At 71.4% G+C, this 10,626-nt stretch carries 12 protein-coding genes; 3 read left to right on the forward strand and 9 right to left on the reverse strand.

Annotation, left to right across the window (positions count from 1 at the left end):
- Positions 1-291: 291 nt before the first annotated feature.
- Complete coding sequence (locus CCR87_RS08255) at positions 292-486, forward strand: DUF1127 domain-containing protein (RefSeq protein ID WP_201157060.1); 195 nt, start codon at positions 292-294, stop codon at positions 484-486.
- Between the two features lie 94 nt (positions 487-580).
- On the opposite strand, the gene CCR87_RS08260 is transcribed toward CCR87_RS08255, so the two are convergent.
- Positions 581-949, reverse strand: coding sequence for a dihydrodipicolinate reductase (locus CCR87_RS08260; RefSeq protein WP_201157061.1), 369 nt, complete (start codon positions 947-949; stop codon positions 581-583).
- A 60-nt stretch (positions 950-1,009) separates the two neighbouring features.
- A complete protein-coding gene (gene dapB / locus CCR87_RS08265) occupies positions 1,010-1,798 on the reverse strand; it encodes a 4-hydroxy-tetrahydrodipicolinate reductase (RefSeq protein WP_201157062.1) in 789 nt (262 codons plus the stop codon).
- Positions 1,799-1,953: 155 nt separating this feature from the next.
- Here dapB and rbfA point away from each other — a divergent pair, with 155 nt between their 5' ends.
- Together rbfA and CCR87_RS08275 are read left to right on the forward strand one after the other, a co-directional pair.
- The gene (gene rbfA, locus CCR87_RS08270; RefSeq protein WP_201157063.1) at positions 1,954-2,388 is read left to right on the forward strand and encodes a 30S ribosome-binding factor RbfA; all 435 of its coding nucleotides are present in this window, start codon (positions 1,954-1,956) and stop codon (positions 2,386-2,388) included.
- Between the two features lies 1 nt (position 2,389).
- Positions 2,390-3,139, forward strand: coding sequence for a phosphodiester glycosidase family protein (locus CCR87_RS08275; protein ID WP_338048895.1), 750 nt, complete (start codon positions 2,390-2,392; stop codon positions 3,137-3,139).
- A 4-nt stretch (positions 3,140-3,143) separates the two neighbouring features.
- On the opposite strand, the gene CCR87_RS08280 is transcribed toward CCR87_RS08275, so the two are convergent.
- The 7 genes from CCR87_RS08280 to CCR87_RS08310 form a co-directional block, all read right to left on the reverse strand.
- The gene (locus CCR87_RS08280) at positions 3,144-3,554 is read right to left on the reverse strand and encodes a universal stress protein (RefSeq protein WP_201157064.1); all 411 of its coding nucleotides are present in this window, start codon (positions 3,552-3,554) and stop codon (positions 3,144-3,146) included.
- A gap of 66 nt (positions 3,555-3,620) precedes the next feature.
- Entirely contained in the window at positions 3,621-4,508 is an 888-nt protein-coding gene (locus CCR87_RS08285) for an SDR family oxidoreductase (protein WP_201157065.1), read from the reverse strand.
- On the reverse strand, positions 4,505-6,409 hold the full coding sequence (locus CCR87_RS08290; protein ID WP_201157066.1) for an acyl-CoA synthetase: 1,905 nt from the start codon (positions 6,407-6,409) through the stop codon (positions 4,505-4,507). The genes CCR87_RS08285 and CCR87_RS08290 overlap by 4 nt, the downstream gene beginning before the upstream one ends.
- Before the next feature lie 232 nt (positions 6,410-6,641).
- Positions 6,642-7,058 carry a phage holin family protein gene (locus CCR87_RS08295; RefSeq protein WP_201157067.1) on the reverse strand — a complete coding sequence of 139 codons (417 nt, stop codon included), beginning with the start codon at positions 7,056-7,058 and terminating at the stop codon, positions 6,642-6,644.
- A gap of 20 nt (positions 7,059-7,078) precedes the next feature.
- Positions 7,079-7,426, reverse strand: coding sequence for an ElaB/YgaM/YqjD family protein (locus CCR87_RS08300; protein WP_201157068.1), 348 nt, complete (start codon positions 7,424-7,426; stop codon positions 7,079-7,081).
- A gap of 233 nt (positions 7,427-7,659) precedes the next feature.
- Complete coding sequence (locus CCR87_RS08305) at positions 7,660-9,360, reverse strand: bifunctional sulfate adenylyltransferase/adenylylsulfate kinase (RefSeq protein ID WP_242511923.1); 1,701 nt, start codon at positions 9,358-9,360, stop codon at positions 7,660-7,662.
- Between the two features lie 141 nt (positions 9,361-9,501).
- Positions 9,502-10,626 (reverse strand): thiamine pyrophosphate-dependent enzyme (locus CCR87_RS08310; RefSeq protein ID WP_201157070.1); only part of this gene is annotated, 1,125 nt, incomplete at its 5' end.

The raw sequence follows: 10,626 nt of genomic DNA on the forward strand, positions 1-10,626 counted from the left end.
CCCCCGTGCCGCCGTGGTCCCGCATGCCCGCCCCTTCTGCCGTGGTGAACCGTTGTGTCAGCGCTAGCACGAAGCGCGAACAACGACCAAGCGGGTTTTGCCCTGCGGGGCGTTTCCAAACTGCTGAAAACCTGCGCGGCGGGGAGCATTAATGAAATAAAAGCAACATCATGGCGGGCATGCACCGGACGCATGGATCCGCGGTCGAATCCGCCTTGCCCGGGCGTCGGGGGGCGCCTAGATGCCTTGGCAGACGGGAACGCCCGTCAGCAATGACCCCGGAGAAGACCAATGTCCGACACCACCACCACCCGTCCGCTGGGCGCCCTGCCCGGTGGATTTTCGCTGCGTTTGTTCGACAGCCTGATGGCCTGGAACAACCGCCGCGTGACCCGCAACGAACTCTATCGCCTGACCGACCGCGAGCTGGAAGACATCGGCCTGTCGCGTGGCGAGATCGACACCGCCGTGGAGCGTCTGCGTTGAGCGGATGCAGCCCCGACGGGGCACTCGATTGCCAGTGCTGAGGGCCGCGCGCAGACATGCCGCGGCCCTCATGCGTTGTGGGGGCGCCTGAGCGTCAGCGCAGGCGGAAATCGGCGTGGTCGCCCTGCCCCTGATCGGCGACGAAGCGGATGGTGCCGTCGCGCACCGCGACCAGCTGGCAGTTGTGGCCCAGGTCGGTGCTGCCGTAGCCCAGATCGCGGCAGAAGAAATTCCCGTTCCATTCCCAGGCCCCGAACACCGTCTGGCCAAAGCCGCTGCCGCCGATCTCGCCGTCGGGAGTGACGGTCAGGCGGATCCCGAAGCGGCGCAGCTCGCGCCCGTCGACCAGGCTGACGAACTCGTTGCGGTCCGTGACGACGCGGAACTCCGACGCGGCGGCGGGGGCGGTTGCGGCGCCCAGCCCAAGGGCGACGATCAGGGCGGATGCGATGCGACTGTGCATGAGCGGATCTCCCGGCTGTCAGGGCGCGATGTCGCGCCCCCTTGCCGGACGAGAGATTGGTCAGATCCCGAGCACGTCAAGCATGTCGTAGTCCCCCGCCGGGCGGCCCAGCGCCCAATCGGCGGCTTTCAGCGCACCGCGGGCAAAGATTGTCCGGTCGGTGGCCATGTGGCGCAGGACGATGCGTTCGCCGGGGCCTGCGAACACCACATCGTGTTCGCCCACGATGTCGCCGCCGCGCACCACGGCAAACCCGATGGCACCATCGGCGCGCGGGCCGCACAGCCCGTCGCGGGCGCGCTCGGCGGCGGTGTCGAGGGCGACGCCCCGCCCCTCGGCCGCCGCCTCGCCCAGCATCAGCGCGGTGCCGGAGGGGGCGTCGCGTTTGGCGCGGTGGTGGGCCTCGATGATCTCGATGTCGAACTCGGGACCCAGCGCGGCGGCGACGCGGCGGGTGAGCTGCACCAGCAGGTTGACGCCCAGGCTCATGTTGCCCGCGCGCACGCTCACCGCCCCCTGCCCCGCCGCCACGAGCGCCGCCAGCGTGTCTGCGTCAAATCCGGTGGTGCCGATCACATGCACCGCCCCGCGCGCCGCGGCCGCGCGGGCGATCGCGACCGAGGCCTCGGGGGCGGTGAAATCCACCACCACGGGCGCCACCGCCAGCGCCGCCGCGGGATCATCGGTGACGGGCACACCCTGCGGCCCGCCGCCCGACAGCCAGGGGTGGCCGGACCGCTCCAGACAGGCGCCGAGGCGCAACGTCGGGTGGTCGTGCAGGAGCGTGCGCAGGGCCGCGCCCATGCGGCCGGAAGCGCCGGCCACGGTGACGGGGGTGCGGTCGGGCATCGGGGATCTCCTGCTTGGCTGCCGCGCCGGGCTTAGCGCAGGCCGCGCGCCGCGCCCAGCCCCGTGTTGTGCAGCCTCCCCCCCCCCCGCTGCGCTGGCCCGGCTGACGCAGACCCCGTGTTGCGCCCGGGCGCGCGGGGCCCTATGTGGCGGGGATGGCACGTGATCGCTTCTCTCCGGGCAAGGGCCCGACGCAACGCCAGCTCCGCATCGGCGAGCTGATCCGCAGGCGCCTGGCAGAGGTGCTGGCGCGTGGCGAGGTGCATGACAGCGACCTGAACACGCTGTCGATCACCGTAGGCGAGGTGCGCATGTCGCCCGACCTGAAGGTGGCGACGGCGTTCGTGATGCCGCTGGGGGGCAAGGGGCTCGACGTGGCGCTGGCGGCGCTGGCGCGCAACCAGGGCGAGCTGCGCCACCACATCGGCGGTGTGCTGAGCACGAAATACACCCCACAGCTGCGGTTCCGCCCCGACGAGACCTTTGACCAGATCGACGCCACGCGGCGGATGTTCTCGGACCCCACGGTGCAGCGCGACATCGCTGCCCCCTCTGACGGGGACGATCCCGAAGGTCCGGAGTCGCGCTGAGGTGCGCGCGCGTGCGCGGATCGCGCTGGCGGCCCTGCTGGCGGCCCTGCCGGCGTGGGGCGGCGGCCCGGCGGCTGCGGCCTGTGCCCCGATGGAGCACGACGGGCACCGCCATGTGGTCTGCACCGTCACCGCCGGACAGGACGTGCGGCTGTGGTTGCGCGACGGCGATGGCCGGGTCTGGGGCGGGTTCGACCGGCTGGAGGCCGCGCTGGCGGCGCGCGGCGAACGGCTGGTGTTCGCGATGAACGCGGGCATGTACCACGCCGACCGCGCCCCCGTGGGCCTGTTCATCGGCGAGGGCGGGACCGAGGGGCGGGTCGTCACCGCGGCCGGACCGGGCAATTTCGGGATGCTGCCCAACGGCGTGTTCTGCGTGCACGAGGACGGCTTTGCGGTGGTCGAGAGCCGCCGCTTTGCCGACAATCCCCCCGATTGCGTGGGCGCGAGCCAGTCCGGGCCGATGCTGGTGATCGAGGGTGCGGTGCACCCGCGCTTCATCCCCGGATCGCCGTCGCGCTTTGTGCGCAACGGGGTGGGCGTCAGCGCCGACGGGACGACGGCGCATTTCGTGATCTCGGACCGGCCGATCAGTTTCCACGATTTCGCCGGGCTGTTCCGCGACGCGCTGGAGACGCCGCAGGCGCTTTACTTCGACGGCAACGTGTCGCGGCTGCATGCGCCGGGGCTGGCACGGTCAGACCGGGGCCGACAGCTGGGCCCGCTGGTGGGGCTGGTGGTCGCGGACTGAGCCGTCAGCGCAGGACGTGGACGGCGCATTGCGCCCGGCCCACCACCCAGGACGCGGTGGAGCCCATGAACCAGCGGTCCTCGATCCCGGGGCGGTGCGAGGCGATCACGATGCAGTCGACCGCGTGCTCGTGGGCCCAGTCCAGCAGCGTCCGGCCCGGCTGCCCCTCGATCAGCACGCCGTGCCCGTCGTCGAATCCCTGCGCCATCGCGTCAAGCTCGGCCTGGAGCGCGTCACGCAGCGAGCGGGTCACGTCGGCCGGGATATAGGTGAGGGCATAGGGCGGCGCCTCCTCCATCACATGCAGGACGGTGACCCGCGCGCCGGGGGCGGCCAATTGGCGGGCCACGGCCAGCGCATCCGCGGGCTTGTGATCGGTGTCGAAGGCGACGGGCACGAGAAGGTGGTGGTACATGGTGCGCTCCCAGGCGGTGTGCCCGTCCGTGTTAGGCCCGCGCGTCGGCACGGGCAAGGCCGGGCATCACCCCCCGGCCCGCAGGATCGCCGCCAGCCCGCTGCGATAATCGGGATGGATCAGCCGCACGCCCAACGCCGATTTCAGCCGGTCGTTGCGGGTGCGGCGGCATTCGGCATAGAAGCTGCGCGCCATCGCGCCGAGGTCGGCCGCGTCAAAGGGGATGGCGGGCGGGCGCGGCAGGCCGGCAAGGTCGGCCGCGTGCCAGATCACCTCCTGCGGGGGGGCGGACAGGTCGTCGGCGAGGTTCACGACCGCCGTTGCCGTGGGCCGCGCCATCGCCGCCGCGATCGCCTGTGCGATGTCGTCCACATGGATGCGCGAGAACACCTGCCCCGGCTTGACGATGGCCCGGGCGGTGCCCGCGCGCAGCGTGTCGAACGGGCTGCGGCCGGGGCCGTAGATCCCCGCCAGCCGGAACACCGTCAGCGGCACACCGGCGGCGGCGGCGGTGCGGGTCCATGCGGCCTCGGCCGCGACGCGGGCGGCCGAGCGGGGCGCGCCGGGAGCGGTGGGGGTGTCCTCGTCCACCCAGCCGCCGGCATGATCGCCATAGACGCCGGTGGTCGACAGATACCCCATCCATGTCAGATGCCGCGCCTGCGCCAGCGCCGCTCCAGCCCCCTCCAGCACCGGATCGCCGCCCGAGGGCGCATCGCCCTGCCCCGGCACGGGCGGGACCGAGGACAGCACATGACTGGCGCGCGCCAGCGCGGGTGCGAGGTCACAGCCGGGCCACACCAGCGGCGTGGCCCCGGTGGCGGCGATCGCGGCGCGCGCCTCGGGGCGGCGGGTGGTGGCGATCACCTGCCAGCCCAGCGGGATCAGCCGCGCCGCAAGCGCCTGCGCGCTGTAGCCGTGGCCGAAGGACAGCAGCGTGCCCGGCGTGCTCATCGATCCGACCCTTCCACCCATTCCCAGGGCGTGGTGTAGCTGCCCATCAGCTCGGCCACCACCGTTTCCTCCACCGTGCCGGTCCGTGACAGCCGCGCCACGAGGCCGCGCCGGGGGTGCTCGGCCACCTCGGCCACGCGGACGGGCAGCTTGGCCTCGGCAAATGCCGCGTCGAAGACCCGGGCGATGGCGCGGCGGCGCAGGTCGGGCTTGAAGATCTTGCCCACCGCTGTCTTGGGCAGCGTGTCGAGCACCTCGATGTGGCGGGGGATGGCGGCGCGTTCGCCGATGCGGCCGCGGATGTGCTCCAGCAGGGCGGCGGGACGGACGGTGGCGCCGGTGACCAGCTCCACATAGGCGCAGGGCAGTTCGCCCGCGACGCGATCGGGCTGGCCGATGGCCCCGGCAAAGGCGACGGCGTCGTGCGACAGAAGCGCCTCCTCGATCACGGCGGGGTCGATGTTGTGCCCGGCGCGCACGATGGTGTCCTTGGCCCGCCCGGTGATCCACAGATAGCCGTCACCGTCCAGCCGCCCCAGATCGCCGGTGCGCAGGTAATCGCCCGCAAACAGCCCGGCATTGCGCGACGCGTCGGCATAGGTCTGGCCGGGCCAGACGCCGGGGTTGTCGATGCAGATCTCGCCGACCTCGTCGGTGGCGCATTCGCGGGCGCAGCCGGCTTCGTCGAAGTGCAGGATGCGCACGCGGGTATGCGGGAACGGGATCCCGACCGAGCCGAGCTTCTTCATCCCGCTGGGGGGGTTGCACGAGACCAGGCAGGTCGCCTCGGTCAGGCCGTAGCCCTCGGCGATCTGGACGCCGGTGGCGGCCTCGAAGCGGTTGTAAAGCTCACGCGGGAGCGTGGCCGAGCCGGAGATCGCCGTCTCCAGCGTGCTGACATCGGCGTCGATCTTGCGCTGCATCAGCGCCGACAGCGCGGTGGGCACGGTGATCAGGAAGGTCACGCCCCAACGCTCGATCAGCTTCCAGAAATTGTCGAACACGCCGTCGCCGCGGTATCCCTGCGGGGTCGGCAGCACCACATGCGCCCCTGAGGTCAGCGCCGACATCAGGATCGGATAGGCCGCAAAGACGTGAAACAGCGGCAACGGGCAGATCAGCACGTCGCGTTCGTTGAACATCAGGCGATGGCCGACCCAGCCGTTGTAGATCATCCCCGAGAACCGGTGCCGCGCCAGCTTCGGCAGGCCGGTGGTGCCGCCGGTGTGGAACAGCGCGGCCACCCGGTCGGCCTGCGGCGCGTCGAAGCTGAGCCGGTCGGCCGGTTCGCGCGCGGCTTCGGCGTTGAAGTTCAGCACGCGGGCGGTGTGGTGGATCGCGACCCTGGGCCGGATCAGAGGGACGATCCAGCTTTTCGGCGGGCGGAGATAGCGGTTGAGGTCGATCTCCAGAACGCACCGCACCTCGGGGGCATAGGCGACCGCCTCGGCCACCTTTTGCGCCACGTCCGTCCTTGGCATGGCGCGCAGGGTGACGACGACCTTTGCGCCGGTCTCGCGCAGCAGGGCGGCGATGGTGCTCGGCTCCAGCAGCGGGTTGATGGGGGCGACGATGCCCGCGGTCATGCCGCCCAGCAGCACGGTGGCGGTCTCGGTGCAGTTGGGCAGGACATAGGCGACGGTGTCGCCCTCGTGGATGCCGAGGCGGCGAAACAGGTTGGCGGCCTGCGTGGTGCGGCGGTGCAGGTCGGTCCAGCTCAGCGTCTCGGCCGGGTCCTTCGGGCCGGAGGTCATCTGGAACGACAGCGCTGGGCGGTCGGGAAACCGCGCGCGGGTCCGGCTCAGCAGCGCATGGACGGTGGCGGGACGCTCGATCCCGGCCCAGGGGGCCTCGGCCTCCACGGCGTCGCGGTCGGCTGCTGAGCTGAAGTTGCGCGTCATCCCTGTCCTCCCTCATGCCGCGGGTCGGCGGCAGGGCCATGTTGCCCGGCGCGGGGGCGCATTGACAAGCCGCGACACGGCGGGGTCGCGCAGACGTTTGGGCGTGGCTTCAGGGTTCGGTAAGGATTGGGGTGTACCAAGAACAGCAGGGGGACATGGGACCCCGCACAGGAGGTGCCGCATGGACGATCCGCTCTTTACCCACATGTTCGGCGAGGCGACGCCGCGCCGCTCAGCGCCGCTTCGTGCCCCGCAGGCGCAGCGCAATGTTCAGACCGACGAGGAACGCCTCGACGAGCGCTGGGCTCTCGCCGCGCTCCGGCACGCGCAGTCCGGCCTCGCGGAAGATGGCACGGACGGCCGCGTCGCGGTCTGAGGGGGCGTCTGCGGGGCGGTCTGCGTCGTTGTCTGTGTCGCTGTCTGGGGCGGGTTGCGGCGGGCGCCTGCGTCCCGGGCGGGCCAGCAGGAACAGAACCACGGCCGTCAGCGCGCATCCCGCCGAGACGATCAGGCTGGCGATGACCGGATCACGCCACGCCGCCAGCCATAGCCACGCCGCAACGGCGATCAGCGCCCCCGATGCCAGCAGGAACAGCCCGCCCGCGATCATCAGCCCCGCCTGTGCCAGCGCGCGGCGCCAGCCGAACATGCCCGCGTCCCGCACCGCCGTCACCGGCGCGACAGGAACAGGCCGACCAGAAAACCCACGCCCGCCGCCAGCCCCATCGCCGTGGCGGGGTTTTTCCGGGCCGCGCTATCGGCCTCGGACAGCACCGTATCGAGCCTGCGGCGCATCTCCTCGATCTGGGCCTCGCCGGCGGCGCGGGCACCTTCGGCGTGCTCGCGGGCATGCGCGGCGGCCTTGTGGCCACCCGACAGGCCCAGCGCCTTGAGCGTCTCGCCGATGGCCGCGAGGTCGTCGCGCAGCGCCGCGACCTGCTGGGCGAGGTGGTCGACCGTGACCTCGGGGTCGCTGCTGTCGCGGGCCTTGCGGCTGCTGTCGGAATTGGCGGCCATGGGGATCTCCTTCGGGGTGGCGCGGGATCGGCCCCGTGCTGCCGGGCGCGGTGGCCCGCACCGGATCAACACGTAAGGCGCCGATTCGGTTCCGGCAACCATGCGCTGTGGCGCGCGGGCCCGGCGCAGGGTGACGGCCTGTGGCCCCCGGCCCCGGCGGAGGGCCGGGCGGCGCAGCGGTTCCGCGCCGTCCATGGGGCCGTTGGCCGCGCGCGCAGCGGTGGGATCCAGGCTCAGCCGGCGATGAGGCCCATGTTCTCGAGCTTCAGCAGCACCTGCTGGGCGCTGTAGTCGACATCCACGCCTTCGGTCCCGACGCGGACCTCGGGGGTGGTGGGTTCCTCGTAGGGATCGGAGATGCCGGTGAACTCCTTGATCTTGCCCTCGCGTGCCAGCTTGTAGAGGCCCTTGCGGTCGCGGCGCTCGCATTCCTCGAGGCTGGTCGCCACGTGGACCTCCACGAAGGCGCCATAGGTCTCGATCATCTCGCGCACGGCGCGGCGGGTGGCGGTGTAGGGTGCAATGGGCGCGCAGATGGCGATGCCGCCGTTCTTGGTGATCTCGGAGGCGACATAGCCGATGCGGCGGATGTTGATGTCGCGGTGCTCCTTGGAGAAGCCCAGCTCGGACGACAGGTGCTTGCGCACAACATCCCCGTCGAGGATCGTGACAGGCCGCCCGCCCATCTCCATCAGCTTGATCATCAGCGCATTGGCGATGGTCGATTTTCCCGAGCCCGACAGGCCGGTGAAGAACACCGTGAAGCCCTGCTTGTGGCGCGGCGGCGAGGTGCGGCGCAGCTCGGCCACCACCTCGGGGAAGGAGAACCAGTCGGGGATCTCGATCCCCTCGCGCAGGCGGCGGCGCAGCTCGGTGCCCGAAATGTCGAGGATGGTGGCGCCCTCCTCGACCTCGTCGCGGGGCTCGTACTGGGCGCGCTCCTGCACGAAGACCATCTGCTTGAAGTCGACCATCTCCAGCCCGATCTCGGACTGGTGCTCGCGGAACAACTCCTGCGCGGCGTAGGGGTCGTAGAAATCCTGCCCCGCCGAGTTCTTGCCGGGGCCTGCGTGGTCGCGCCCGACGATCATGTGGGTGCAGCCGTGGTTGCGCCGGATGATGCCGTGCCAGACCGCCTCGCGCGGGCCGGCCATGCGCATCGCGAGGTTCAGCAGCGACAGGTGGGTGGTCGCGGCGGGGTACTTGTCCAGCACCGCCTCGTAACACCGCACGCGGGTGAAGTGGTCCACGTCGCCGGGCTTGGTCATGCCGACGACCGGGTGGATGAGCAGGTTGGCCTGCGCCTCGCGCGCGGCGCGGAAGGTGAGCTCCTGGTGGGCGCGGTGCAACGGGTTGCGGGTCTGGAACGCCACCACCCGGCGCCAGCCCATCTTGCGGAAGAACGCGCGCAGCTCGTTCGGCGTGTCGCGGCGGGCGCGGAAGTCATAGTGCACCGGCTGCTGGATCCCGGTGATCGGCCCGCCGAGGTAGACCGGACCGGCGGTGTTGTGCAGGTAGTTCACCGCCGGATGCGCCAGATCGTCGGCGCCATAGACGGCGGCGGCCTCGCGCGCCTTGTCCGGCGACCATTTGTCGGTGATGGACAGGATGGCAAGGATCACGCCTTCGGGATCGCGCAGGGCGATGTCCTGACCCGGCGTCACGGTGTCGGCGAATTTCTCGGACACGTCGAGGGTGATGGGGATCGGCCACAGCGTCCCGTCGGCCAGCCGCATGCCCGACACCACCCCGTCATAGTCGGCCTCGGCGAGGAAACCCTTGAGGGGGTGGAAACCGCCGTTCATCAGCAGCTCCAGATCGCAGACCTGGCGCGGCGTCAGGTCCCACGAGGGCAGCGAACCCGCCTCGACCCGCAACTTTTGCGCACTGTCATAGGAGACAAAGAGCTCGGGGATGGGGGCGGTATTGGTCATGTTCGTGGCCATGGCGGATGCGTTCCTCGGACGATGCGTGGTATGCTGCGCCTACGCCCGGCCCGCGCGCGCCGCAAGCCCGGATGCCCGGGCCGGCGCAACGCCGTCCGGGCTGTGGCAAATGGATCGCCGCGGGCGCGATCAGCCGCGCGCGGCGCGCATCTCCGACAGGGACTGCCCCGGGGCGAGGGCATCGGGATCGAGGACCAGCTCGATCACCGCCGGCACGCCGGAGGCGCGGGCACGCCCGAAGGCGGCGGCGAAGTCCTCGGTGCGGGTGACACGCTCGCCTTGGCCGCCATAGGCGCGCGCCAGGGCGGCAAAGTCGGGGTTGTGCAGCGCGGTGCCGCTCACACGCTCGGGATAGGCGCGCTCCTGATGCATGCGGATGGTGCCGTACTGGCCGTTGTTGCACACGATCACCGTCAGCGCGAGGCCGCGCCCGGCGGCCGTGGCCATCTCGTTCAGCGTCATCTGGAAACAGCCGTCACCGGCAAAGGCCACCACCTCGCGCGTCGGGCAGGCCAGTTTCGCCGCCACCGCCGCCGGCAGGCCATAGCCCATGGAGCCCGAGGTCGGCGCCAGATGCCCCGGAAAGCCGCGCGCGCGCAGATAGCGGTGCAGCCAGGCGGCATAGTTGCCCGCGCCATTGGTGACGATCGCGTCGTCCGGCAGGGTGTCCGACAGATGCGCGATCACCGCCTCCAGCTTGACATCGCCGGGAGTTTCGCGCGGCGTCATCCAGGCGTCCTGGTCGGCGCGGGCGGCGCGGGTCCAGTCGGCCCAGTCGGGATGCGCGGGCGGATCGCGGTGCGCGAGCCGGGCAATCACGTCGGTGGCGGGGGCCGCCAGCCCCACGTCGGGGCGCCAGACGCGGCCCAGCTCGTCGGGGTCGGGGTGGACGTGCAGGATCGTCTTGCCCGGAGCGGCCGGGTCCATCGCGGTGTAGCCGTTCGTCGCCGTGTCGCCCATCCGCGCGCCCAGGATCAGCACGCAATCGGCATCGCGCAGCCGCTGGGCCAGCTTCGGGTTCATGCCGACGCCGAGCATGCCCGCGTAATGCGAGTGGCGGTTGTCGATGCGGTCGTGACGGCGGAACGTCACCGCCACCGGCAGATCGAAGCGCTCGGCAAAGGTCGCGAGGTCACGCGCGGTCTGCGCCGACCAGACCGAGCCGCCCGCCACCACCAGCGGGCGCTGCGCCTTGCACAGGCCCGCCAGCAGCGCGTCGATCTGTTCGCCGCAGACGCTGGGGGGGCGGGGGCT

The sequence above is a fragment of the Rhodobaculum claviforme genome (assembly GCF_016653255.1).
In the GTDB taxonomy this organism is placed as follows: Bacteria; Pseudomonadota; Alphaproteobacteria; order Rhodobacterales; family Rhodobacteraceae; genus Rhodobaculum; species Rhodobaculum claviforme.